This is a genomic window from Larkinella knui, from assembly GCF_003858645.1.
Lineage (GTDB): Bacteria > Bacteroidota > Bacteroidia > Cytophagales > Spirosomataceae > Larkinella > Larkinella knui.
Window position 1 is genome coordinate 1,372,192 of the sequence record NZ_RQJP01000001.1, and the last position, 25,803, is coordinate 1,397,994.

20 protein-coding genes are annotated in these 25,803 nt (G+C 51.6%); 13 read left to right on the forward strand and 7 right to left on the reverse strand.

The features are described from left to right. Nucleotides 1-89: 89 nt before the first annotated feature. The 4 genes from EHT87_RS05605 to EHT87_RS05620 all read left to right on the forward strand — a co-directional run bounded on the left by EHT87_RS05605 (nt 90) and on the right by EHT87_RS05620 (nt 2,912). A complete protein-coding gene (locus tag EHT87_RS05605; RefSeq protein ID WP_124904677.1) occupies nt 90-1,238 on the forward strand; it encodes an FAD-dependent monooxygenase in 1,149 nt (382 codons plus the stop codon). Nucleotides 1,239-1,266: 28 nt separating this feature from the next. Further along, nucleotides 1,267-1,836, forward strand: a complete 570-nt coding sequence (locus EHT87_RS05610) for a Crp/Fnr family transcriptional regulator (RefSeq protein WP_185716148.1) — start codon at nt 1,267-1,269, stop codon at nt 1,834-1,836. An 81-nt stretch (nt 1,837-1,917) separates the two neighbouring features. Then, the gene (locus EHT87_RS05615; RefSeq protein WP_124904681.1) at nt 1,918-2,358 is read left to right on the forward strand and encodes a hypothetical protein; all 441 of its coding nucleotides are present in this window, start codon (nt 1,918-1,920) and stop codon (nt 2,356-2,358) included. Between the two features lie 83 nt (nt 2,359-2,441). Then, on the forward strand, nt 2,442-2,912 hold the full coding sequence (locus EHT87_RS05620; protein WP_124904683.1) for an SRPBCC family protein: 471 nt from the start codon (nt 2,442-2,444) through the stop codon (nt 2,910-2,912). 10 nt (nt 2,913-2,922) lie between these two features. Here EHT87_RS05620 and EHT87_RS05625 read toward each other — a convergent pair whose 3' ends face one another. The 4 genes from EHT87_RS05625 to EHT87_RS05640 all read right to left on the reverse strand — a co-directional run bounded on the left by EHT87_RS05625 (nt 2,923) and on the right by EHT87_RS05640 (nt 7,071). After that, nucleotides 2,923-3,699, reverse strand: coding sequence for a LytR/AlgR family response regulator transcription factor (locus tag EHT87_RS05625; RefSeq protein WP_124904684.1), 777 nt, complete (start codon nt 3,697-3,699; stop codon nt 2,923-2,925). A gap of 159 nt (nt 3,700-3,858) precedes the next feature. After that, complete coding sequence (locus tag EHT87_RS05630; RefSeq protein WP_124904686.1) at nt 3,859-4,917, reverse strand: sensor histidine kinase; 1,059 nt, start codon at nt 4,915-4,917, stop codon at nt 3,859-3,861. 27 nt (nt 4,918-4,944) lie between these two features. Beyond that, complete coding sequence (locus tag EHT87_RS05635) at nt 4,945-5,985, reverse strand: sensor histidine kinase (RefSeq protein WP_229320861.1); 1,041 nt, start codon at nt 5,983-5,985, stop codon at nt 4,945-4,947. Between the two features lie 15 nt (nt 5,986-6,000). Then, nucleotides 6,001-7,071, reverse strand: a complete 1,071-nt coding sequence (locus tag EHT87_RS05640) for a sensor histidine kinase (protein WP_221621981.1) — start codon at nt 7,069-7,071, stop codon at nt 6,001-6,003. 176 nt (nt 7,072-7,247) lie between these two features. On the opposite strand from EHT87_RS05640, the gene EHT87_RS05645 reads away from it, so the two are divergent. Beyond that, on the forward strand, nt 7,248-9,326 hold the full coding sequence (locus tag EHT87_RS05645; RefSeq protein WP_124904690.1) for a TonB-dependent receptor: 2,079 nt from the start codon (nt 7,248-7,250) through the stop codon (nt 9,324-9,326). Nucleotides 9,327-9,370: 44 nt separating this feature from the next. Here EHT87_RS05645 and EHT87_RS05650 read toward each other — a convergent pair whose 3' ends face one another. After that, on the reverse strand, nt 9,371-10,693 hold the full coding sequence (locus EHT87_RS05650) for a TlpA family protein disulfide reductase (RefSeq protein WP_124904692.1): 1,323 nt from the start codon (nt 10,691-10,693) through the stop codon (nt 9,371-9,373). A 168-nt stretch (nt 10,694-10,861) separates the two neighbouring features. On the opposite strand from EHT87_RS05650, the gene EHT87_RS05655 reads away from it, so the two are divergent. Next, nucleotides 10,862-11,269 (forward strand): DUF4332 domain-containing protein, encoded by a 408-nt coding sequence (locus tag EHT87_RS05655; RefSeq protein WP_124904694.1) that lies wholly within the window; start codon nt 10,862-10,864, stop codon nt 11,267-11,269. Between the two features lie 124 nt (nt 11,270-11,393). Here the strand turns inward: EHT87_RS05655 and EHT87_RS05660 are convergent, their stop codons facing one another. Then, nucleotides 11,394-12,104, reverse strand: a complete 711-nt coding sequence (locus EHT87_RS05660; RefSeq protein ID WP_124904696.1) for a DUF2461 domain-containing protein — start codon at nt 12,102-12,104, stop codon at nt 11,394-11,396. A 146-nt stretch (nt 12,105-12,250) separates the two neighbouring features. Here EHT87_RS05660 and trpS point away from each other — a divergent pair, with 146 nt between their 5' ends. The 4 genes from trpS (at nt 12,251) to EHT87_RS05680 (ending at nt 15,643) form a co-directional block, all read left to right on the forward strand. Next, nucleotides 12,251-13,225: a tryptophan--tRNA ligase gene (gene trpS, locus EHT87_RS05665; protein ID WP_124904698.1), complete on the forward strand. Its 975-nt coding sequence runs from the start codon at nt 12,251-12,253 to the stop codon at nt 13,223-13,225. 92 nt (nt 13,226-13,317) lie between these two features. Beyond that, nucleotides 13,318-13,893: a phosphatase PAP2 family protein gene (locus EHT87_RS05670; RefSeq protein ID WP_124906043.1), complete on the forward strand. Its 576-nt coding sequence runs from the start codon at nt 13,318-13,320 to the stop codon at nt 13,891-13,893. 131 nt (nt 13,894-14,024) lie between these two features. Then, on the forward strand, nt 14,025-14,966 hold the full coding sequence (locus tag EHT87_RS05675) for a ribose-phosphate pyrophosphokinase (RefSeq protein ID WP_124904700.1): 942 nt from the start codon (nt 14,025-14,027) through the stop codon (nt 14,964-14,966). Between the two features lie 113 nt (nt 14,967-15,079). Beyond that, a complete protein-coding gene (locus EHT87_RS05680; protein WP_124904702.1) occupies nt 15,080-15,643 on the forward strand; it encodes a 50S ribosomal protein L25/general stress protein Ctc in 564 nt (187 codons plus the stop codon). Between the two features lie 172 nt (nt 15,644-15,815). On the opposite strand, the gene EHT87_RS05685 is transcribed toward EHT87_RS05680, so the two are convergent. Continuing rightward, entirely contained in the window at nt 15,816-18,500 is a 2,685-nt protein-coding gene (locus tag EHT87_RS05685; RefSeq protein ID WP_124904704.1) for a sodium-translocating pyrophosphatase, read from the reverse strand. Nucleotides 18,501-18,724: 224 nt separating this feature from the next. On the opposite strand from EHT87_RS05685, the gene EHT87_RS05690 reads away from it, so the two are divergent. The 3 genes from EHT87_RS05690 to EHT87_RS05700 all read left to right on the forward strand — a co-directional run bounded on the left by EHT87_RS05690 (nt 18,725) and on the right by EHT87_RS05700 (nt 25,793). Beyond that, nucleotides 18,725-21,247 carry a PIG-L family deacetylase gene (locus tag EHT87_RS05690; protein WP_124904706.1) on the forward strand — a complete coding sequence of 841 codons (2,523 nt, stop codon included), beginning with the start codon at nt 18,725-18,727 and terminating at the stop codon, nt 21,245-21,247. 104 nt (nt 21,248-21,351) lie between these two features. Beyond that, nucleotides 21,352-25,131, forward strand: coding sequence for a hydantoinase B/oxoprolinase family protein (locus tag EHT87_RS05695; RefSeq protein WP_124904708.1), 3,780 nt, complete (start codon nt 21,352-21,354; stop codon nt 25,129-25,131). Continuing rightward, entirely contained in the window at nt 25,128-25,793 is a 666-nt protein-coding gene (locus EHT87_RS05700) for a cyclase family protein (RefSeq protein WP_124904710.1), read from the forward strand. The genes EHT87_RS05695 and EHT87_RS05700 overlap by 4 nt, the downstream gene beginning before the upstream one ends. Nucleotides 25,794-25,803: the final 10 nt, after the last annotated feature.

Below are 25,803 nucleotides of genomic sequence, written 5' to 3' on the forward strand. Positions count from 1 at the left end.
CGTTTCAAGGCGGTTGAACTGGTTTTAGTGGGCGGTTTGCGCCACCTTTGAGCGACAAACAATCGTGCGCTCGCAGAGCGTACCGTAGCATGAAAAATCTCAATCACTTTACGATCATCGGGGGCGGTATTGCGGGACTGACGGCGGCAATCGCCCTACAGAAAGTCGGTATTCGGGCGACCGTTTTCGAGGCTGCACCGATTATGAAACCCCTTGGCGCCGGGTTGGCACTGGCCGCCAATGCCATCAAAGCGTTTCAGAAATTGGGTATTTCCGAAGCCATTCTGCCCGCTGGCCGGGCGCTGGATGCCCTGGTGATTCGGGATCAGCACGGCCGGGAGGTCACCCGGACAGATACGCGCGCCGTGAGCCGAAAATACGGTATCGATAATTTTACCATTCATCGGGCCAGCCTGCACCGGGCCTTACTCGATCAGCTGGCCGGAACCCCGATTCTACTCGGGAAACGGGCCATTTCAATCGACCAGAGTGGCGACGGCCTGATGATGCGTTTTGACGACGGTACCGTCCATCTTACGGATTATCTGGTGGTTGCCGACGGAATTCATTCGGCGATCCGGCAACAGCTGCTGCCGTCAACCCAGCCACGATATGCCGGGTATACCTGCTGGCGGGCGGTTGTTGACAGGCCCGATCTGAATTTGAGCGAAGCCACCGAAACCTGGGGCGTGTGCGGACGGGTTGGCATCGTGCCGTTGGCTGATCATAAAATCTACTGGTTTGCCTGCGTGAATGCTCCGGCCAATGACCCTAAAATGCGCGGGTATCAGGTCCGGGATTTGACGGCTTTGTTTAAAAATTACCACGCGCCAATTCCTGAAATCATTTCTCAAACGAAAGACGAAAACCTGCTCTGGAACGACATTTTCGATCTAAAACCGCTGTCTCACTTCGCCTTCGACAAGGTGGTGCTGTTGGGCGATGCGGCCCACGCCACCACGCCCAACATGGGGCAGGGAGCCTGTCAGGCCATCGAAGATGCCGTCATTTTGGCGGATGAGCTGGCCGTTGGCGATGCTGCGCCGGTCGCCTTCAAACGGTTTGAGCAGCGTCGCCTGAAGCGGACGCATTACATTGTGGAGACTTCCCGGCGAATTGGTCAGGTGGCCCAGACGCAGAATCCGGTGCTGGCGGCTTTGCGCAATGGGTTGTTCAGGATGTTACCAGCCAGTATTCATGATCGACAATTGGAAACCTTGTATACCGTGGATTTTTAACTATATTTCTGCTCAATACTGCTTTTCTATGCATCGGGTTCTGTTCAATATTGAGCGCATTGTTCGACCAAACAGCGAGGAAAAAACCGCCTTTGAGCAAATCATTCATCACCGCGTGATCGCCAAAAACGAGTTGTACGTGCGCGAGGGCGCAGCCTGTAAAACCATCGGTTTTATCGAGAAGGGGTGCGGCCGACTGTTCTATGAAATTGACGGGTGGGAAGTTTCCAAAGAGTTTTTATTTGAAAATTCACTGCTGGGTTCATTCGTTGGCTTTTTTACCCAAAAACCTTCGAATGTGAACGTTGCGACCGTTGAAGAGACGCAATTGCTCGAAATGAACTACGATGACGTTATGCAACTTTGCCGAACCTATCCGGTCTGGCAACGCTTTGCAACCCTCTTGCTCCAGGATCAGCTCATGCGCGTGGAAAGGCGGGAAGCGTCTTTGTTGAAAGACGCCCCCGAAGACCGGTATCGCCGGTTGCTGGAAGAGCATCCCAAAGTATTGAACCGCATCCCACCCGAATTTGTCGCCAGTTATTTAGGAATTACCCCCGAAACACTGGGCCGTTACCGGTCGGGTATTGGGGTTTAAGTAGCTTGATAAAGGCTCCCTGAACGCCTGAAAAATTGAAAGTTTCTGATGTGTTACCGCTATTTTAGGGTGCGATCTGCCGTGAATGAACTAACAAAAATTGAGAACGAAGAAGGGGTCGTCTATGCCATACTAAGCTACGAACCCGCGAAGAACTACCTGTTAATGAAGTGGATCGGCTTTTGTACCGACGAAGAATTGATGCAGGCTACGCTCAGGATGCTGGAATGGCAACTGGCGGAAGGAAAACAAAAGGCTTGCCGGTTTCACGTTCACGATACGAAGGAATTTGACGTTGCCTGGGCCGGAACGGTGGACTGGATCGTGAATGAGTATTTTCCAAAAATTTACGACGCTGGCGTGCGCTACAACATCAGCATTCTGTCGCCGGATTTATTTTCGAAATTGTCGTCGGAGGCTCTGTTTGAGAAAAGTAACCCGGTATTGCCGACCCGGTTGTGCGAGACGCTGTCAGAAGCAGAACGCTTTATTGCTGAACAAAATCAGATGGAAGGATGGTAGAAGTAACGTGGGTGGAAAAGGCTTTGATCGTGTGTTCCCTCTTCTTCAATCGAGTTTCTGTCCATACAAACAAACCGTTATAGATGATTACCGTTCGTCATTCCGAATTGATTCGATTGCCGTTAACGGAAGTCTACGGATTATTGGGGTGTTACGAATACGATTTATTGTGGCGAAGCAATTTGTCCGCCATCAAGCAGGACATGCCCGGATTGGCCCGGTCGGGCATGAAAATCCAGCAGGTGGTCCGGCTTTTTGACCAGGAAATGACGATTTTAGTCGAAGTAACCGCGGCCGCACCAAACCGCCGGACCGCTCACGAGAGCGTAGAAAGTCCGGTCGAATTATGGGAACAGCGGCTTTTTGAGCGAGTCGATAAAGACACCCGGGTGACCTACGAGCTGAGTCTGGAGTTAAAAGGCTGGCAACGGCTGATGGCGCCCCTGCTGATTCATCAGTTGCAGCGCCAGTTCCGGAATGATCTTGGGCGTGCGAAGCAACTGCTGGAAGAAACGCCCAATCCGCTGATCGAGCTTCCCAAACGGCTTTTCTAGAATCGGTTGTCTATTTTCCCATCCACTTTTTGAACTCCGTGGCGCGTTCGCGGCTCACCAGCACTTCTTCTTCCGGCGCCGGTTTCAACGTCAGTTTGAGCTTGTTGTTAAAATAGGGATGAATCTGCTGCACGCAGTTGATATCGACAATGAATTGCCGGTTGGCGCGAAAAAACTGCAAGGGATCGAGCATTGCTTCGAGTTCGTCGAGCGTATAATCCACCGAAAACTTCTGGTTGGTTCGCGTTCGGAACAAACTGACGCCCTCTTCGGAATAAAAATAAGCGATATCCGCCACTTCGACCGGCATCCATTGCGAAAGGTGTTTTACCAGAAACCGTTTGCGGTATTCGGCGGGTTGAATCTGCTGGCGGAGCTGCTGAACGAGCGCGTCGATTGCCATCCGGCCGCCGGTTTCGGGTTCGGCCGGGTTGCGCAGTTTCCGGTGTTTTTCCAGGCTGGCTTCCAGTTCGTGCCGCTTGATGGGTTTCAATAAGTAGTCGATGCTGTTGACTTTAAAAGCCCGAAGCGCATATTCGTCGTAGGATGTCGTAAAAATAACCGGTGATTCGACCGGCGTCTGTTCAAAGATTTCAAAACTCTGTCCATCCGCCAGCTCGATGTCCATCAAAATCAGGTCGGGGGTTGCGTTGTTCTGGAGCCATTGTACCGAAGCGCGCACACTGGCGGCCGTTCCAACAATCCGGATGGAATTATCCACATCCTGTAGCAGTTTCGTCAGCTTACGGACAGCCAGTTCTTCATCTTCAATTACCAGTACATCCATACGAATCGGGCGTTATTTTTCGGGTAGGCGGGTGATATCGTTCAGGTCAAATCTTTGTTACAAATAGCATATTCGGCTGGTTTTTTCCAAATCCTACTCCGTTGAAACCGCATTTTGGGGGATCGAAGCGGTACAGGCACCCGATGAACCGGGCCCTTCTCAATTTGCCGCCACTTTCTCGTGTAACAAGGGAAGCGTGACGCAAAAAGAGCCGTCTTTTTCCTCGATAAGGGGGCTGGCTTGATTCAGGAGCTTGTATTTGGAGGTAATGTTGGACAGTCCGACGTGGTTCGATTCAACCCGAACCTTCTTGCGCTGCAGGGTATTGGATACCTGCAATACGCCACCGATGGTCTTAATTTCGATTTGCAGCGGTTGTTCGGGAAGCATCACATTGTGCTTTACGGCATTTTCAACCAGCATTTGCAGCGTTAAAGGAGGGAGCAAAGCATCCTGATCCGCTTCGCCGACTGCTACCTGAAGTGACAGCCCCGACCCGTAGCGGGTTTTCAGCAGATGGTAATACGAGCCAATAAACGCCAGTTCTTTCCGGAGCGTCGTCAGCTCCTGTTCGTTGGTGTGTAATAAATAGCGGTATACGCTGGCCATGTCATCGACAAATCGTTCCGCCAAATCGGGATTTTCGGAGATAAGTGACGACAAGGTATTCAGTGAATTGAACAGGAAATGCGGATTCACCTGATTTTTGAGTACTTCAAAACGGTCCTGCCAAAGGGTGCGGAGGAGGGCTTCCTTTTCAATATTGGTTTTCCGCCATTGAATAAAAATATACGATCCTTCGTAAATGCCGATGTATAAAATGTGGTAAAAAATCTGAATACCGATGGTTTCTAAATAATTGATAAAGAACTTAACATCAAAATACGTTGGCTGCTCTGCGGCATCCGGAGCAATCAGAATGTGTCCGAAATGCCGGATAAAATAACCGATGTTCACCAATACCGGGAAGGCCAGCAGCAATAAATACAGTCGATACCGGGTGTGGCCCAGACTCGGATACCGGCGCTGAATCATTCGAACCTGCCAGCGCGTCAGATTCCAGCAAATATAACCGGAAGCAATGCCAACGATAAAATACCGTATCAATTCGACCGATGTATAGCTAAGAAGTAGTTTTACCCGGAAGAATAACGAACCGAAAAAGAACAATAACAGGGGCCCGGTTAACCGAAGGCGGGTATCGTTAAATGTCTTCATAAACGACGATTAAATAGCATCGTTCCGCTAATTAGTCATGAGCGGAAGGGTGACACTGAACTGATTTTCCGTATTTTGGATTTCCATACCGCCGTGACCTAATAACTGGTATTTTGTGGCAATATTAGCCAAGCCGACGCCATTGGAAGTTGCCCGGATGTTTTTTAACTGTAAGTTGTTCGACACCGTCAATCGACCGTTTTCCGTGGTCAGAATCCGGATCTGGAGCGGTTGGTCAGACAGTATGATGTTGTGCTTCACGGCGTTTTCGACCAGCATCTGGAGCGTAAGGGGCGGCAATTGGGCCGCTTTATACCCCTCCGCAACCTGTACGTCCAGATCAATTGCGTTTCCGTAACGGGTTTTCAGGAGATGAAAGTACGATTCGATGAAACGCAGCTCATCCTGCAGGCTCGTCAGCGCATTTTCATTCGTCTGCAACAAATACCGGTAGACACTCGATAATTCCTCAATAAAGAGTTCGGCCTTGTCGGTGTCTTCATCGATGAGCGACGAAAGGGTGTTGAGGCTATTGAACAGAAAGTGGGGATTAACCTGCTGTTTTAAACTGTCGAGCTGGCTCTGAAGATTCGCTTTTTTAAGTTTTTCGGTTTCGCTGATGGTTTGCGACCATTTCTCAAAAGTATACACACTTTCATGGACGATATTGGCAACCAGGTTGCCGACTGTTCCTAAAGAAATAGCCCAAAAAAGCCGGTTGCTATTGAACGCATAGGCGGGAAAATGGATCCAGTCGTAGAAGAAAAAAAGAAACGTTATTACCGCCGAAGACATCGCGACATGGATTGAAAACGCCAGACACATGCGCATCCAGGTCTGGCGAATATTCGGAAATCGCTTGCGAAGATAAACAGCGGGCAGGGCATGAAGAAAAAATGCCGGGGTCCAGATGATGGTCGTAATCAGGGAAGCCCCCACAAAAATATCCAGCCTCTGGAAGTATAGTTTCCCAAACAGCATGTAATTCAGGAACACATAATAACCGGGCAAAATGCCTAATGCAATCCAGGTATCCCGGTTGGTATAGCGATTTAATGTAAAGCCCACATCGGTTCGAAGAAGTCAGGGTAAATTTATTAAAAATTCGGCACCTTTGACGGACAGCGGCACCCGGACACTAAATTGATGCCCGTCGTCGGTAATGACCGGGCGGGGCAGCCGCAGCAAGGTAAACCGTTCTGTCAGTTGACTCAAGCCGCCCGGCTGCCGGTTGACCTGGAGATTTTTCCGCTGAATCGTATTCCAGACCCGCAACGACTTCACCTCCTGGTTCCGGCCGGATTGCGCTTCAATGCCGATAATTAGTGGGCGGTCGGCCAGAACGATGTTGTAGCACAGGGCATTTTCGATCAGAATTTGGAGGCTAAACGGAGGTAAGTAACAATCCAGCAAACTGTTGTCGAGGTTGAGATGCAACTCGATGGCCGGGCCGTAGCGGGCCTTGAGCAAATAAAAAAAGGATTGGATAAAGTTGATTTCGGTTTGGAGCGTAACCAGCTTCCGATCATTGGATTGCAGCAAATACCGGTAGACACTCGATAACTCTTCCAGAAATTTATTAGCCTGTTGTTTGTCCTCCGAAATCAGAGCCGACAACGAGTTGAGACTGTTAAACAGAAAATGGGGATTGACCTGACTCTTCAAACTGTCGAACTGCCCCTGAATCCGTGATTTCTGAATGGCTTCGGCTTCCGCAATGGCGTTGCGGTATTGTTGCAGGTAATAGATGATTTCGTAGGTTGTGCCCAGAATTAACGAACAAACGATGCCAATTCCGATGTAGGCCTGATAGACGCGGGGCGTAATGGGAATAATGGCAAGCCCGCTCAGATCGGTCAGAAAAATGAACAGGGACTGGCAAACAATTGCCAGCAGGAAATAGCCGGCAAAAGTGATGGTAATCCGCCGGAAAGTATGCCGGGCATCGGGAAAATGGGTTCGCACATAATGAACCCAGCTCACGGAACCTTCCCACGCCAGCGTCATATACCCCATACCGATAAACACCCAACCGGAATACAGAACGGGGTTTTCGTGGTAATCTTTCAGATAAATTAAATTCGCCAACAGCACAATCAGCGGAATGCCAATCCCACGGAGCCATCGGTCATTCGGTCTCTCCAACGTCGTCACGTACTTTACTGGTCATTAAAATGTGCAGTAAAATAAGCTGTATCTGACCGTTCGCTCAATACCGACTTGAATGAAACGCCAACTTTTGGCGTTGAATTGAGGTTAGTGCCTCCTAAAGAGTATAAAATCATTTTGGGGCCGTACATTTACGGAAAACCCAGGAAATCGTTAAAAATATGATTCGATACAGTACCCTTTTCGTGCTGATTTCTTTCGCTGCCTATGCTCAGCAACCCGAAACCGGCCGATCGGTGGTGGATTCCATTCAGTTGTCGGAGGTTACCGTACGCGGATACGAAACCAATCGCCCGTTGCTTGAAACGGCCGCGTCGGTCAATGTGCTTTCCGGAAAGGAACTGAATCAGCGGTTTGGGAGCCCGACGCTGGTGCCTGCGTTCAATACGTTGCCGGGAGTTCGGATGGACGAACGGTCGCCGGGAAGTTATCGGCTCTCGATTCGGGGCAGCCTCATCCGCTCGCCGTTTGGCGTTCGCAATGTTAAAATTTACTGGAATGAATTACCGATGACCGATGCGGGCGGCACGACGTATCTCAACGCGCTGGACGTCCGGTCCATTGGCCGGGTGGAAGTCATCAAAGGACCGTCGGGAAGTTTGTACGGGGCCGGAACGGGCGGCACGGTTTTGCTGAGCGGTTCGACCAGTTCGTTGGGCGAGTCGGCCAACCGGGCCGAAGTGAGTGCTCTGGCGGGATCCTACGGTTTGTCGGGCCAGAACTATACATTTCAAACCGGCAAAAACAACTCGGCGATCTCCCTGAACTACGGCCATTTGCAATCCGACGGCTACCGCGTCAATAGCCGGATGTATCGCGACAATCTGGCTTTGAACGCCACGTTTGCGGTTAATCCGAAACAAACCGTTTCGGTCATGGGCCTGTATTCTGATTTGATGTACCAGACCCCCGGCGGGTTGACGCAGGCGCAGTTTCTGGCCGATCCGCGTCAGGCGCGACCCTCCACGCGGGTTACACCCGGCAGCGTTGACCAGCGGGCGGCTATTTACCAGAAAACCGGTTATCTGGGGTTTTCGCACCAATACCGCTGGAACGACCGCATCCAGAATACAACGGTTATTTTCGGCTCTTTAACCGATTTTGCCAATCCCTTTATTACCAACTACGAAAAACGGGCCGATCAGGGCATCGGCGGTCGGACGGTAACGAAGTGGCAACTGGTGGAAGAGGGCGTGCCGACCCAGCTGGTTTTCGGGGGCGAATGGCAGCAGAATTTCACGGTCGACCGCAATTACGGCAATCGCCGGGGCCGGCCCGACACGCTTCAGGCGGATGACGAACTTCGGGCCTCACAAACCGTTTTGTTTGCCCAGTTGGAAGCCACCCTGCCGTTGGGAATTATTGCCACCGCCGGACTCAGCCGCAACGAAGTGGCCTACGGTTTTACCCGCTTTTCGGTGCAGCCCGTCGTGGCCCAACCGCGCGGATTTCAGCCGGTTTGGCTCCCTCGGGTGGCTTTGTTGAAGAAAATTGGTGAATCCATATCGGTTTTTGCCAGCGTAAGTACGGGCTATTCGGCCCCGACGATTCAGGAAGTTCGCCCGTCGGAGGGGACCTTTAATCCGACGCTGGAACCGGAGCGGGGCACCAACCTGGAAGCGGCTGTACGCGGGCAACTCAACCGGTTTCAGTTCGATGTAGCCGTGTATCAATTCCGGTTGCGACAAACGATCGTTCGCCGGTCGGTGGAAAGCGGAGCGGAGTATTTCATCAACGCCGGTGCCACCAACCAGAAAGGATTGGAAGCCCAGGTGGCTTATAATCTGATTGTTCCGAAACCGGGTAGTTTCTGGCGGAGCGTTCGCATCTGGAACAGCACGACCGTAACGAATTACCGGTTTAAGAATTACCAGCAGGGCACGGCCGATGTGTCGGGCAACCGCGTGACGGGCGTGCCGCCCCTGGTGGTTGTAACGGGGTTTGATGCCGAGACGCGGGCGGGTTTGTACGCGCACCTGACGCACCAGTTCATCGACAAATTCCCGCTCGACGATGCCAATGCTTTCAAGTCCGACATCGCCCGGATGCTGAACGCAACCGTTGGGTTTCGAAAAGTGGTTGCCAAACGCTGGACGCTCGATGCCTATCTAAGTGGGGATAATTTGCTCGATCAAACCTACAGCCTGGGCTACGATCTGAACGCGTTTGGCGGGCGGTTTTACAATGCAGCTCCGCGCCGAAACGTCACCGGTGGCGTGAAAGTGGGCGTTCGGTGGTAAAATGGTGGGTGGTTTACGGTTTACCGGATTCGGTAAACCGTAAACTAAAACGCATCCAGTTCAGTGAGTTTATCCGCCAACGATTTTCCGCGAAGATCTTTGGCAATTATTTTTCCGGTAGGATCCAGCAACACCGTTACCGGAAGCCCGGTAATACCGTAGAATTGAGTGAGTTGGTCCGTAGAATCCGAAAAAATCTGGGGCCAGGTAAGGGCTTGTTTTTGCAGGAATGCCCGCGCCCGTTCGGGCGAATCTTCGGCAACCACCCCCAGAAAGGCAAAGCGGCTTGGGTCCAGTTTCTGATGGAGTTTTTTCAGTTCAGGCATGTCGGCAACGCAGCCTTTGCACCAGGTAGCCCAAAAATCGATGAACACGTATTTTCCTTTGTAATCGTCGAGTGAAAAAGGCGCGCCGGTGGTGAATTCTTTTGCTTTGAAAGGCAGAAAAGGGTGTCCGGTTTGGAGCAGAAATTCTTTAAAATCCGGATTGATGCGTTCCAGTTGTAAGACATTCGCTGCGAGATCAACGCCCTTGTTTTTATACGTCGTTCCATCCAGCGTAAGGTAATCACCCACTTCAACAAGCTCGTCGGCCTTTACTTTTTTCTGCCAGAACCAGGACGGCTTTTTTGCAATCTGGACGCTCTCAGTACTCAGCCGGTTAAAATTACCGGAGCTGACCGCAATTTCGTATTCCTGCGAACCTCGTTTCAAAACCGCCTTCATATACTGCGGAAAGTTATAGACGAAATTGCCCCTGAACCGTTTGATTACCAGTGGAATCTGCCCCGAAACAACATTGCCGTTCTGGTACTGCTGATACGTCACCGGCAAAGGGTTTTTATACGGAAAAGTCAAGTCGTTTTCGTCCATCGATTCGGGATAAATGGCGGTTTCGTCGCTGAAATCGAGGTTGTTGTTCGTATCCACCAGTACCGCCCATTGACCCGCCTGCGGATCGAAGCCCTGAACGACGTAGATATAACATTTGATGGGCTTTCTGGATAATTGGGCGTTCTCGCGCGGCCATTTAAAATACTCCTTTAAGCCCTCATACCAGACCGGATCCACGTTGCCCGCACAGAAATTCTGATAAATAAACTGCCGGGGGTTTAGATCAATTCTGCTTTTCAGGCGGTTTGTCCAGTTTTTAGGAATTCCGCTCACGGGCTGGCTGCTGTTTCCGAGGGTCGTGCCTTTGGGGTAGTCGTCGGATTCCGGGCTTAAAATGCTGAACCCCGGCAGAAAAGGCCCGTATCCTTCCTGAACCACCAGCGGAAGATCGAGCAAAATCGATTCCTTTTCCGGCTCCTGACACGAAAGGAACAGGCCGGTAAAGAGCAGCGCCACAAGAGACTTGGTTTGCATTGGACTACGATGGTCAAGTTTCAGGAAAACCGGTTTATTCGATCGCCCGCGTTACTTTCTGGTGAAAAATCGTCTCAAGTACGGAGACTTTACCAAACCACCGAAAAAGCGATTGGTCAGGTTAAAGTCCTAAAATAATCATTATTATTCCTAAAAAAAATTAAAAAAATGAGTTTACCCGTTCAAGAATTAAGAGGCATTACCAGCCTGGTGGCCGAAGCGTTGAAAACCCAGGGATTGACCACTAGTGAAGCGTTGCTGGAAGCGACCAAAACCGCAGCGTTACGCAAACAACTGGCCGCGACGGTCGGTGTTGAAACGAGCGTCATTCTGGATCTGGCCAATCGCGCGGATCTGAACCGAATTGACGGCATTGGCGGGGTTTACAGCGATTTACTGGAAGAAGCCGGTGTTGATACCGTCAAGGAACTGGCCCAGCGTAATCCGGAAAATCTGGTTGCCAAAATTACTGAAATTAACCAGACCCGCCAGCTGACCCAACGCCCGCCCACCCTGGATCAAATCACGGCTTTCATCAATCAGGCCAAAACATTACCGGCCGGACTGGAATATTGATCCTGACGTGGGAAGATTTCTGAAATGAAAAAGGATCCGTGCGGGTCGCTAGACGCAAAAAAGGGAGCAACCCAACTCTTTTTACATCTGGCGATCCGCACGGATCCGGCCAATCCAAATGAAATTACAAAGTGATCGATTCGTCCTTTTCTTCGTAAAAGAGATAATTCAGGTAATCACAATACGGTTTGATCAACCGGCATCCGCGGACCACTTCTTCGACAAAATCCGGTTTGAGCACCTCCTGATCCGAATACCGGTGCAGAAAAAATAACTCTTTGCGACGCAACAAGCCAATTTCAGGATGGTCGGCCGAATAGCCTTTCGGTGACGTTTTCATGCTTTCACCCGAGATTTCGGGAAAATACGCCTTGAAATCAGGCGCTTCGATGAGGTCTTTCAGTTCATCGACATTGTAGTCAATTTCCTGCCGGAACTTCGCCAGTTGCGTCGGCGTCGGTTGCCACATGCCCGCGCCCAGAAACGTTTCTCCGCCCGGCTGCAGGTGAAAATAATAGTCGATCCGCCCCGAATGACGACCACCCGGACCAACGGCGGCCGCCAGATTTTTCTTGTACGGCGCCTTGTCTTTGGAAAACCGGATATCGCGGTTAATCCGGAAGATGCAATCCTTCACGGCGGTATTGGGTAGCGGCTGAAAGGTTTCGATTCCCTGAAGCAGTCGGCTCACAAAGCTTTCAAACTCGGATTTGGCCGCATCATATCGAGCCCGGTTTGCCTGAAACCACTCGCGGTTGTTGTTTTGAACCAGATCCCGCAGAAAGTCAAGCGTTTGAACGGTGAGCTGAGAATTAGGTGCTTTTTTCATCTTCATACAGTTCCAAAGCTAACCAGAAATAGCGAAGTTTGCACGAAGATCAATTGTGAAAGAGCGATTGAGTGATTGAGTGAATAGCTTCGCAGAAAGCAAGTTCCGGCGAAGTTAATCCCTCAATCACTCAATCGCTCAATATAAAAAACATGTCTCGCATTCTCACCGGTATTCAAAGCAGCGGCCGTCCGCATTTGGGTAATATTCTGGGCGCGATCAAACCCGCCATTCAACTTTCTGCGCAACCCGGCAATGAATCCTTTTTTTTCATTGCCGATCTGCATTCCTTAACGTCCATCAAAGACGGTGCGCTGCGCCGGGAGTATATCCGGGCCGTGGCGGCTGCGTGGCTGGCGTTCGGACTGGATACGACCCGAAATACGTTCTGGCGGCAATCGCACGTTCCCGAGCACACCGAACTGGCCTGGTATCTGAACTGCTTCACGCCGTTTCCCATGTTGTCCAATGCGCATTCGTTCAAGGATAAATCCGAACGACTGGCGGATGTCAACGCCGGTTTGTTTACGTATCCGTGTCTGATGGCGGCCGATATTCTGCTGTATGATGCCCATCTGGTGCCGGTCGGGAAAGATCAGAAACAACACGTTGAAATGACGCGCGATATGGCGAGTGCGGTCAATCATCAGGTGGGTGAGGATATTTTTGTGTTGCCCGAATCACGCATCGACGAGCGGATTATGACCATTCCGGGCATCGATGGCCAGAAAATGAGCAAGTCGTATAACAATTACATCGATATCTTTCTGCCCGCCAACGAATTGTACAAGGTCATTAAAAAAATCGTTTCGGACTCCACACCCCTCGAAGCACCCAAGAACCCGGCGACGGATATTACTTTTCAGCTGTATGCCCTGCTGGCGGATGAAACGCAGGTAGAAACCATGCGCCAGAATTATCTGAATGGTGGTTATGGCTACGGTCACGCCAAAAAAGAGCTGTACGAACTGATCATCAGCCAGTTTGCGGAGGCTCGCGAAAAATTCAATTACTTCATGGACAACGAAACCGCGCTGGAATCTGAACTGCGCCACGGGGAAGAAAAAGCCCGTGCCGTTGCCTCCGTAACGATGGAACGGGTCCGCCGGAAATTAGGCTATACGTAACGGCGATTGAGTGAATGCGTGATTGAGTGAAAAGTATGCCGGATTCTTAACATACTTTTCACTCAATCACGCATTCACTCAATCGCGCATTGATTTTGGAAACACTCAACCAACTCGATACCGACCTGTTCCTGTGGCTCAACGGGTTGTATGCCCCGTGGCTCGATGCGATTATGGTGGGAGCCACGAAGCGAAATACGTGGATTCCGTTTTATGCCGTGCTGGTCGGGTGGTTGATTTTTCACTACCGGAAACAGGCGCTGGGTCTGGTGTTGACGCTGATCGTGGCCGTGGTTTTGAGTGATCAGATGGCGTCGACCGTCCTGAAACCGCTGACACTCCGGTTGCGGCCCTGCCACGAACCCGCCTTGCAAAAACTCATTCATCCGGTCCTGGAATGCGGAGGAACCTACGGGTTTGCATCGTCCCATGCTGCCAACACCTTTGCATTGGCGATGGCCTTGTGGTTGCTGATCGGCAAGCGGTTTGGCTGGGTACGGTGGGTGTTTCTGTGGGCGGTATTGGTATCCTATAGCCGGATTTACGTGGGAGCGCATTATCCGCTGGATGTGCTGGCGGGCGCAGGAGTCGGGGTTCTGATGGCAACCGGATGCGTCGTGGTGTACCACAAATGGCAGGCAAAAAACAGAATCGGGGTGAGTCGGTAATCTGTTTGTCCAAATTGGTCCGGTAATAGTCTTATACTCACGATTATATAAGAAAACTTTAGCCCACACTTCCCAATCATCCAACAATATTCGTATTTTTGCGGACATTTTCGGCACTGATTCAGCACTGAATGGCATCCCTCAACACGGTTAAAATTTTTTCAGGTAGTCAATCGACGTATCTGGCAGAGAAAATTGCCCATCAATACGGCAAAGATCTGGGCGGCTACACCCTTCGTAAATTCAGCGACGGAGAGTTGTCTCCGAGTTATGAAGAGTCGGTTCGGGGGTGTGACGTTTTTCTGATTCACTCCACCAATCCGCCCGCCGACAACCTGATGGAGTTGTTGCTGATGGTCGACGCAGCCCGTCGGGCATCCGCCCACTACGTGACGGTCGTTATTCCGTATTTCGGTTATGCCCGGCAGGACCGGAAAGACAAACCGCGGGTGGCCATTGCCGCCAAACTGGTGGCGAATATGCTGGCAGCTGCGGGTGCCGACCGTCTGATGACGATTGACCTGCACGCCGGTCAGATTCAGGGATTTTTCGATTTTCCGGTTGATCACCTCGAAGGAACATCGGTTTTTGTTCCCTACATCCGGAGTTTGAATCTGGACAATCTCCTCATCGCATCGCCGGATGTGGGCGGAGCGGCCCGGGCCCGCACGTTTGCGAAGCATTTCAACGCTGACATTGTGCTCTGCGACAAACACCGCAAACGGGCCAACGAAATTGCGTCGATGCAGGTGATCGGAGACGTGGAAGGTGCCAATGTCGTGCTGGTCGACGATTTGATCGATACGGGCGGGACGTTATGCAAAGCGGCCGAAATTATCCTGGAAAAAGGAGCGAAGTCGGTTCGGGCCATTTGTACCCACGCGGTGATGTCGGGGAAGGCGCACGATAATATTTCGAATTCGGTGCTGGAAGAGCTGGTGGTGTCAGACACCTTGCCGATGCGCCAGTTGAGTCCAAAAGTAAAAGTGCTGACGGTGGCGGATTTATTTGCCAAAGCCATCGGCCGCATTCGGGATCATGAATCTATTAGTTCATTGTTTATAAATTATTGAAAGAGAGAAAAGAGGATAGACAATAGAGTAAAGACAAAAAGCAACATGCAAATTGTCGGTTCTTTAGTGTTTCGGTCTTTCGTCTCTTGTCTAACATCTAAAATCGAATTAAAATGAAACAACACGAGATTGTAGGGTATAACAGAGCGAATCTCGGTAAGACAGAGTCGAAGGCTCTTCGTATCGAAGGAAATGTACCCTGTGTATTGTACGGAGGTAAAACGCAGGTGCATTTTTATTCACCAGCTATCCTGTTCCGGAAATTGCTGACGACGCCAGAAGCCTACGAAGTGACTCTGAACATTGAAGGTGACGAATACAAGGCAATTTTACAGGACGCCCAGTTCCATCCGGTCAACGACCAGATTCTGCACTGTGATTTTCTGGAAATTGTGGATGGTGTCGATATTAAAGTGGAGGTGCCCATCCGGTTTACCGGTGTTGCCCCCGGCGTTCAAAAGGGTGGTAAACTGATCCAGAAGCTTCGTAAACTGAAACTTCGCGGTGCGGCTGAACGCATTCCTGATTACGTCGATGTGAACATCGCGGACCTGGATTTGGGTAAAACCGTCAAAGTAAGTGCCGTCCAGCTCGAAGGTGTCGAAATTCTCGATGGCCCGATGCTGCCGATTGCCACGATTGAAATTCCGCGTTCTATGCGGGGAAAAGCCGCTTAACACCGGTTTCGTTGCTAATAGATTAAATGGAAAAGCCAGCTCGTTAGGGCTGGCTTTTTTTAGTTTACGGTTTACGGTATTCGGTATTCAGTTTAGGGTGGCTAATACAGGCTCAAACACGACGAAAGAACGCGTCAGCCACCGTAAACCGAATACCGTAAACCGTAAACTTTTACTTCTTCGTCACGCGAATTGAAATCCGGCGGTTTTGAGCGCGGCCTTCTTCGGTAGCATTGGATGCAACCGGATGTTCCTGGCCGTATCCTTCAGCATCCAGGCGATTTTTGTCAACTCCCAAAGATGCCAGTTCACTTTCAACCGAGCTGGCCCGGTCATCGGACAGCTTCAGGTTTGAATCCGGATTGCCGGTATTGTCGGTATAGCCACCGAGCTTGACGTTAACTTGAGGATAAGCCTTCAGGATTTCGGAAATGTTTTTCAATTGCTCCTGCGATTCCGGTTTGAGGGTCGCACTACCCGTTTCGAACGTCAGACGGTCGAAGTCGAACCAGGTTTCTTTGTCAACGGCTTTGGTGTCATCTTTGATAAACGCCAGCAGCTTGTTTTCCACACCCAATTCCGGCAGGTTTAAATCAACACCACTCGACAGCTTAACGGTTTGAAAATCGCCCAGATTTGGGGTACTGACGGATTCATTATCAGCCGCCGTTGATTTTTCAAGATCCACACCTTCCACACCACCCACGGCAACCTGGCCTTCCTGGGCGAAGTCGGCAGTTTCGGACGACTGCACGGCAATATACGGCGCAATAACGAGCGAAACGATCGACATCAGCTTGATCAGAATGTTCATCGAAGGTCCGGAGGTATCTTTAAAGGGATCACCAACCGTATCGCCCGTGACCGAAGCTTTGTGCGGCTCCGATTTTTTATAATAAATCTGCCCGTTAATTTCCACGCCTTTCTCGAATGATTTTTTGGCGTTGTCCCAGGCACCACCGGCGTTGCTCTGGAAAATGCCCATCAATACGCCGGAAACCGTGACACCGGCCAGAAAACCGCCCAGTACTTCCGGTCCAAAAATAAAACCGACGAGCACTGGTGAAATGAGCGCAATGGCTCCCGGTAAAATCATCTCGCGAATCGACGCCTGGGTTGAAATGGCAACGCATTTTTCGTATTCCGGTTTGCCCGTTCCTTCGAGAATGCCCGGAATTTCGCGGAACTGACGCCGAACCTCTTCCACCATTTTCATGGCGGCCCGACCAACGGCGGCAATCGCCAGTGACGAGAAGATGAACGGTATCATACCGCCGACGAATAAACCGGAGAGGACGTCCGCTTTGTAAATATCGATACCGGTAATGCCCGAAACGCCCACGAAAGCCGCCAGAAGCGCCAGGGAGGTTAGGGCGGCCGATGCAATAGCAAATCCTTTTCCGGTAGCTGCGGTCGTGTTCCCAACGGCATCCAGAATATCGGTGCGTCCCCGGACTTCTTCGGGCAGTTCGCTCATTTCGGCAATTCCACCGGCGTTGTCAGCAATCGGACCGAAGGCGTCGATGGCCAATTGCATGGCCGTGGTCGCCATCATCCCGGCGGCCGAAATGGCCACGCCGTATAGCCCCGCAAATTTATAGGAGATAAAAATCCCGGCTGCCAGCGTCAGAATCGGCAAAACCGTCGATTCCATACCCACCGAAAGGCCGCCAATGATGTTGGTCGCGTGCCCCGTTGACGACTGCCGAACGATGGTCATAACGGGCCGGCGGCCCATGGCGGTATAATATTCAGTGATAATCGACATCAGCGCACCCACCACCAGACCGGTGAAAATGGCATAAAACACATCGAGCCGCGTAAATTCAACACCCCGGATTTCCAGTATTCCGGTTGGCAGAACAGCATTGACCAGAAAATAGGAAGCAATAACCGTGAGGATGATGGATGCCCAGTTGCCTAGATTTAAAGCCGCCTGGACATTGCCTTTATCGTCTTTTACCCGAACAAAATACGTCGCAATAATGGAGAAAATCAGCCCCATGCCTGCAATCAGCATCGGCAGCACAATGGGTGCGTGGCCAAAAATATTGCTTACATCCGGAATGCGGATTTCGCGGCCCAATACCATCGTGGCCAGAATCGTGGCAACGTACGAGCCGAACAAATCGGCCCCCATCCCGGCTACGTCACCCACATTATCCCCGACGTTATCGGCGATGGTCGCCGGGTTTCGCGGATCGTCTTCCGGAATACCGGCTTCTACTTTTCCCACTAAATCGGCCCCCACGTCAGCGGCTTTGGTGTAAATACCGCCCCCAACGCGTGCAAACAGGGCAATTGACTCGGCCCCCAACGAAAAACCGGCCAGAACTTCCAGCGTTTTTTCCATGGGAATACCGTTGACATCGCCGGTTGTGCCCACATAGATGGAATAAAAAATGATGAATAGGACGCTCAATCCGATCACGGCCAGACTGGCAACGCCGATTCCCATCACCGAGCCCCCCGTAAAGGATACGGCTAAAGCGCGGGTTAAGCTGGTTCGGGCGGCCTGGGCGGTCCGGACGTTGGCTTTGGTAGCGATTTTCATGCCGATGTACCCCGCCAGGGCCGACGTGAAGGCACCAATGGCGAAAGCAATCCCGATGGGCCAGTCGGAGTTTTCAACCAGTGTTCCGGCAAAACTGAGCAGCACGGCTACGAAAATACCAAATACAATTAAAACGCGCCACTCGGCTTTTAGAAAGGCAATGGCACCGTCGGCGATGTAGGATGCGATTTCCTGCATCCGTTCGTTGCCAGCATCCTGGCGCGAAACCCACATAAATTTGGTGTACATCACCACCAGGCCAATGAGACCCAGAATGGGAACAAGGTAAATACTCGAATTCATGCTGTAAGATTAATGAGGTTTAATTTTTGCAAAGTCGCAAATATAATTGGATTGACAGCAATTGAAAATCACTAAACTGGATTTGATAGATTTTTTAGGGAAAAAGTGTTGCTATTTTTATGGCTTGAAAAAAATCAGACTATTATTTACAATGCATTTCAGAACGTAGTAGTTGGTTAATTTACCCTGACTATTTTTGTTGATCAAGTGACCGCTTTCTTCTGATGATAAACCGCCTTTCGCTCCGTTTCTGTTGTTATACCGCGCTCGCAATCACGGCGTTTGTGCAAGTTTCGTTCGGTCAAACCAAGCCTGCCGCAGCCGGAACGATTTTGCAGGGATTGAAAAAACTGAATGTCGTCGGATCTGTACTCTACGTAGCCGCTCACCCGGACGATGAAAACACGCAACTCCTGACGTACCTGGCCAATGAACGACTCCTGCGAACGGGCTACCTGGCACTTACCCGTGGCGACGGTGGTCAGAACCTGATCGGGCCGGAGCAGGGCGAATACATCGGCGTGATCCGGACGCAGGAATTGCTGGCCGCCCGGCGAATCGACGGGCCGGATCAGTTTTTCAGCCGGGCCAATGATTTTGGATTTTCCAAGTCCACCGATGAAGCCGTTCGGATGTGGGGGCAGGATCAGGTGCTGGGCGATGTGGTCTGGGTGATCCGGAAATACCGCCCGGATGTGATCATCACCCGGTTTCCGCCCGACAGCCGCGCCGGTCACGGTCACCATAGTGCATCGGCTTATCTGGCCGAAGAAGCCTTCAAGATTGCGAACGACCCTACCAAATATCCTGAACAGTTAAAATGGGTAAAACCATGGCAGCCGAAACGTATTTTCTGGAACGTCTTTATTCCGGGTGCCTTCCTGAGCAACAAAAAACCGGATGAACCGGGGGTGATTTCGGTAGAAACCGGCTTATACAATCCCTTATTGGGGAAATCGTACGGTGAAATTGCCGCCGAAAGCCGAAGCCAGCACAAGAGCCAGGGGTTTGGCGTTCCGGCCAGCCGGGGGGTTAAAATTGACTATCTGGCGCTGAAAGGCGGTGATCCGGCCCCAAACGACCCGTTTGATGCCATTGACTTAACCTGGAAACGCGTGGCCGGCAGTAGCAAAGTGCAGCAATTGATTACGCAGGCCATTGCGAATTTTAAGTCCGATAAACCATCGGCTTCCGTTCCCGTTTTGGTACAGACCTACAAGGCGCTCAACCAGCTCGATACCGCCAATGTATACGTGAAAGCAAAAAAGGCGGAGGTCGAAAACCTCATTCAGCAGTGCATCGGGCTGTGGTTTGAAACCAATCCCGGCGATTTTGCCGCGTCGCCCGGTGAAGCTATTCGGGTAACCAGCAGCGTTGTGAACCGCACCGATTTTCCGGTAAAACTGGTCGGCATACACATGCCCGCCATCCACAAAGATACCGTCACGAATCTGGTGTTAAAGCCAAACGATGTGGCCGCATTCACCACTACGGTAACGATTCCGGCAAATCAGCCCATCTCGCAGCCGTATTGGCTGGAGAAACCGGTGGTCAAAGGGCTGTTTCAGGTTAGCAACCAGACGCTGATTGGCAATCCCGAAAACCCACCGGCTTTTACAACGCTGTACACGTTTGATATTGATGGCCAGACGTTTACCTTCAGCCGACCCTGGAGTTACAAATCGACCGATCCCGTCGATGGTGAAGTGTATCGCCCGTTTGTCATTCAGCCTGCCGTTATGGCCAACCTCGCCGAACGGGTTTATGTGTTTGCGGATGATACCCCAAAAACCGTCGATGTCATTCTGAAATCGGGCCGGACGAACGTTTCTGGCAGCTTGAAACTGGAAGTCCCGGCGGGCTGGCGGATCGAACCGGCGCAACAGCCCTTTGAGTTAAAGGAGAAAATGCAGGAAATGCGGGTGTCGTTTCGCGTGTTTCCATCGGCAACCTATAGCGAGGGCAAACTGCGGGCGGTGGTTACTACCAGTTCTCCCGAGAAAACCGCTTACGCCAGCAGCCTGCGAATGGTGGCCTACAAACACATTCCTACGCAAACCCTGTTTCCGGCCGCTGAAGCCAAACTGGTCAAACTGGATGTCAAGGTAAAGAGCAAAAATATCGGGTATATTGCCGGTGCGGGCGACGAAGTTCCGGCGGCTCTGCAGCAGATCGGTTGTCTGGTAACCCCGCTAAGCCCCCGTGAATTGAATGCGGATTTAGCCGCCTATGATGCCATTGTCGTGGGCGTTCGGGCGTATAATACAGAAGAGTGGTTGCGGTATTATCAGCCCAAATTGATGGAATATGTCAAAAATGGCGGGACGATGATTGTGCAGTACGTAACTCCCGGCGGTTCGTTTATTCAGAATGGCTTGAAAATCAATCAGATCGGTCCATATCCGTTTACGGTTGGGCGGGAGCGCGTAACGGAGGAAGATGCTAAAATGACGTTCGTGAATCCGCAACATCCGCTGTTGAACACCCCGAACAAGATTACCGATCAGGATTTCAACGGCTGGATTCAGGAGCGGGGCATCTATTTTGCTCAGGATTGGGACAAAGCCTACGAACCCATTTTCTCGGCTCATGATGTCAATGAAGCCGCCAAAGAGGGAAGTTTAATTTACTGTAAATACGGGAAAGGACACTATATGTATACCGGTCTGGTGTTTTTTCGGGAACTGCCCGCGGGTGTCCCGGGTGCTTACCGCCTGTTTGCCAATATGATTTCGGTTGGTAAATAAGTGCCTGCGGACCAGCGGACGTGTCCGTCAGGTCTGTGCGTTTAGTCTAATTCCTGGGTATAAAAATTCTATGAAAGTCACGGACTAAAGTTCGTGAGTACGGAATGTGGCAAATCCAAATTGATACGGGGGGGACGTTTACGGATGGAATGGCAACCGATCCGGATGGGGTTATTCACCGTACCAAAGTACTTAGCAGCAGCTGTCTTCGGGGCATACTTGTGTCTGATAACGGGCTTTATCTCGAAGCGAAATGGTTGAAAAATCCGATTTTTAATGGCTACCAGCTTCGGGTCCTTGAAAGTGCTCAGGTGGCCACAGTTTTGAGCCTGGAATTATCTGGTAAGTTGCTGTTGGATAGAGAAATACACTGTCAAGATAAAGTAACCGTTGAGCTATTTACGGGCGAAGAAGCTCCGGTTTTAGCCACTCGTCTGTTAACCTTAACGCCGTTAGATAAGTCATTTCCCCCGTTGGAGATGCGTCTGGGAACTACGAAAGGGACCAATGCCTTGCTGGAACGAAAAGGCGGACGGGTGGCCCTGATCGTTACCAAAGGATTCAACGATTTGCTCACGATTGGCACCCAGCAACGGCCCCATCTATTTCAATTGGACATTCCGCCCGCTGAGGTCATTTACGAGACGGTCTGGGAAGTGGATGAACGGATGGACGCCCGGGGGCAACCCATCACTTCGCTGACGGACCAGGAAGTGAGCTTACTTCTCCACCAAATCGGGCTGACAAAACCGGATGTTATCGCCGTTTCGCTGCTGAATTCGTACCAAAATCCGTTGCACGAACAACAATTGGGCGAAGCACTGCGAAAAGTCGGTTGGACAGTCAGGCTTTCCAGTGAAATTTCATCTGCTATTCAGTATCTGCCCCGGACCCAGACAACCGTTGTCGATGCTTACCTGACGCCGGTTTTGAGTTCGTATTTATCCAATCTGACACACCAACTGGGCGGCCATCCGGTTCGGGTGATGACCAGCGGGGGCGGCCTGGTAAAAGCGGAGCTGTTCCAGCCCAAAGACAGCTTGTTGAGCGGACCGGCGGGGGGCGTGATTGGTGCCGGGCAGGTTGCCAGCACCCTGGCCGACTTTTCAATTCAGCGAACGCTGACACTCGATATGGGCGGTACCAGCACCGATGTGGCCCGATTCGACGGGCAGGTCGATTACCGGTTTAAAACAAACGTGAGCTCGTTTGAACTGCAATCGCCTTCCCTGGCGGTTGAAACCGTCGCGGCAGGTGGCGGTTCGATTTGCTGGTTTGAAGAAACGGGTTCGACGTTCGGCCAATTGCGCGTTGGCCCCCAGAGTGCGGGCGCTTTTCCCGGACCGGCCTGCTACGGAGCCGGTGGTCCGCTGACGATTACCGACGTTAATTTGTTGCTGGGACGACTGCATCCGGCGTTGTTTGGCATTCCGGTTTATCCCGAAAAAGCCCGGGAAGCTTTGCAGGTAATTCGGCAACAATTGGAAGAGCAGACGGGTCAGCCCGTCGACGAGCAAAGCCTGCTAATTGGTTTCGAGCGGATTGCCAACGAAACGATGGCCGGGGCGATTCGGAAAATTTCCGTCGCCCGCGGTTTTGATCCGAAGGAGTATGCCTTGCTGGTTTTTGGTGGAGCCGGTGGGTTACATGGTTGCGCTGTTGCTCAATTGCTTGGTATTCAAACGCTTATTTTGCCATTCGATGGCGGTTTGTTGAGCGCCTACGGTATTGGTCAGGCCCGGATCGAGCGAATGGCAACCCGGCAAATCCTGAAACCTTTCTCTGACGCGGTGTTGACGCTGGCCGATCACGTCGATGAATTAATCCAAAAAGCAACGCAGGATCTGCGGCAGGACGGTGGCGAATCGGTTGTTGCGGATGTGCAAAACGTCCTTCTGTTCATGCGACTGACTGGCCAGGAAAGTACGCTTGAAATACCGTATAACCGGACAACAATTCGTGACCATGAACAGGAAATCGGTTTCCTCTTCCGGCAACGGTATCAGCAACTTTACGGTCATTTTCCGGCAAACCGGCGAATCGAACTGGAAAGCATTCGGGTTATTGTTCGTGAGCAAAAACCGCTTTCCCTGATCAATCCGAAAAGTCAAACCACCCTTCCGGCAAAACCGTCCTTTTCTACGGGTTCAGTTCCGGTTTATGAATGGGAAAAACTGCCGGAAGGTTCTTTTTTCAAAGGCCCGGCTTTGCTGTTAAATACAACCTCATCGGGCTTCCTCGAAACCGGTTGGGAGGTCACGATCGGCCCAAACCGGAATGCCGTTGCCCGGTTTACCGGAGCCGCAAAAACCGTCGATACCCCTTTGCTGGAAGCGGCTCAAACCGAATTGTTCGCCCGGCGCTTCGTGGCGATTGCGGAGGAAATGGGCGCACAGTTGCAGCGAACGGCCTTTTCGGTCAACGTGAAAGAACGGCTGGATTTTTCCTGCGCGTTGCTCAATGAAAAGGCTGAATTGCTGGTCAATGCGCCCCATATTCCGGTGCATCTGGGCAGTTTAGGGATTTGTACCCGTTTGGTATTGAGTAAGTTGCCTTTGAATCCGGGAGATGTCATCATCACCAATCACCCCAAATACGGCGGTTCTCATTTGCCCGATGTAACCCTGATTTCGGGCGTATATACCGAAAACGAAGCGTTGATTGGGTACGTGATCAACCGCGCTCACCACGCCGAAATTGGTGGAAAAGTGCCAGGATCGATGCCGCCCGATGCCACGCGGTTGGTGGAGGAAGGTGTGGTTCTGGAACCCCAGTACCTCGTTCAGGGCGGGCGCTATTTGTGGGAAGAAATTCAAAAACGGTTTGTAGAAGCCGACTATCCAACGCGCTCGCTGGCCGAAAACCGGGCGGATATTGAGGCCGCTCTGGCATCGCTGCGGGCGGGCGAAACCGCGTTGCAGGAAATGGTGCGGCAGCACGGTTTGGCCACGGTTCATCAGTACATGCAGCAACTGGGTGATTCGGCGGCCAATTCGTTAAAACCGGTGCTGGCACAGTATGCCGGACGCTCGTTTCATGCAGAAGAATCGCTGGACGATGGTCACCGGATTTGCGTCACTATTACGGTTGAAAAGGAGCGGATTTACTTTGATTTTGAAGGAACATCGGCGGTGCATCCCCGCAATCTGAACGCTAATTTGTCGATTCTGTACAGTGCGGTTTTGTACGTTCTCCGGCTGTGGTGCGGTCAGGATATGCCCCTGAATGAAGGGCTGATGGCCCCGGTTTCGCTGCTTTTACCCGATTGCTTTCTCAATCCCACGTTTTCCGACGATCCGGCGGAATGCCCCGCGGTGGTGGGCGGAAATACGGAAGTCAGCCAGCGGCTGGTCGATACGTTGCTGAAAGCCCTGGGATTGGCCGCGTGCAGTCAGGGGACGATGAACAACTTTCTGTTTGGCAAATCGGCCCCGCTTTCGGACGCTTTCGGGTATTACGAAACCCTGGGTGGGGGGGGCGGTGCCGGGCCGGGTTTTGTAGGTCGCTCGGCCGTACATCAGCACATGACCAATACCAAACTGACTGATCCTGAGGAACTGGAACGCCGGTATCCGGTTCGTTTACACCGGTTTGCCATTCGCCAGCGATCGGGCGGGGCGGGGCAATGGCCGGGCGGTGATGGCCTGGTTCGGGAAATTGAATTTCTGGAACCCGTTCAGGCGACGCTGCTCAGCCAGCACCGGAGCGAGGCTCCGTATGGTTTAAAGGGGGGAGAACCGGGTCAAACCGGAAAACAAACATTGGTCGAAACGGATGGAACGGAAACCGCCTTGCCGGGAATTTTTACACGAGCCATGAAAGCGGGCGAAAAAATCCGGATCGAAACGCCGGGTGGTGGTGGGTTTGGAAGTACGAAATCATGAAACCAGAAAACTTAATCGATCTGAGCCATGTCATTGAAAATGGCATGATTACGTATAAAGGCTTACCGGCACCGATCATCTGCGATTATTTAAGTCGGGAAGACTCGAAGACGTTTTACGAGGAAGGAACGCAGTTTCAGATCGGTAAAATCGAACTGGTGACGAACACCGGGACTTATATCGACTGTCCGTTTCATCGCTACGCAGACGGGAAGGATTTGTCAGAAACCAGGCTTCACAACTTTGTCGATCTGGAAGGCGTAGTCATCGACGCGCGCAACGCCCTCGAAATTGGCGTCGAATTTTTCATGAATAAGGATGTGGAGGGCCGGGCGGTGCTGATTTTTACCGACTGGGCACGGCATTGGCGGACGGATTTGTATTTTGAAAATCATCCGTATGTCACCGAAGAAGCGGCCCAGTACCTGGTGGATCGGGGAGCACGGCTGGTTGGAATCGATAGCCATAACATCGATGATACCCGGGCGAAATCAAGACCCGTGCACTCGGTCTTATTGAAACAGGAAGTTCTGATTGTGGAGCATCTGTGCAATCTGGATCAGTTGCCGCCTACCGGGTTTCTATTCAATGCCGTTCCGCCGAAATTCAAGGGCGTTGGGACCTTTCCCGTTCGGGCGTATGCCAAGCTGGTGGTTCGTTAAACCCGCTTAA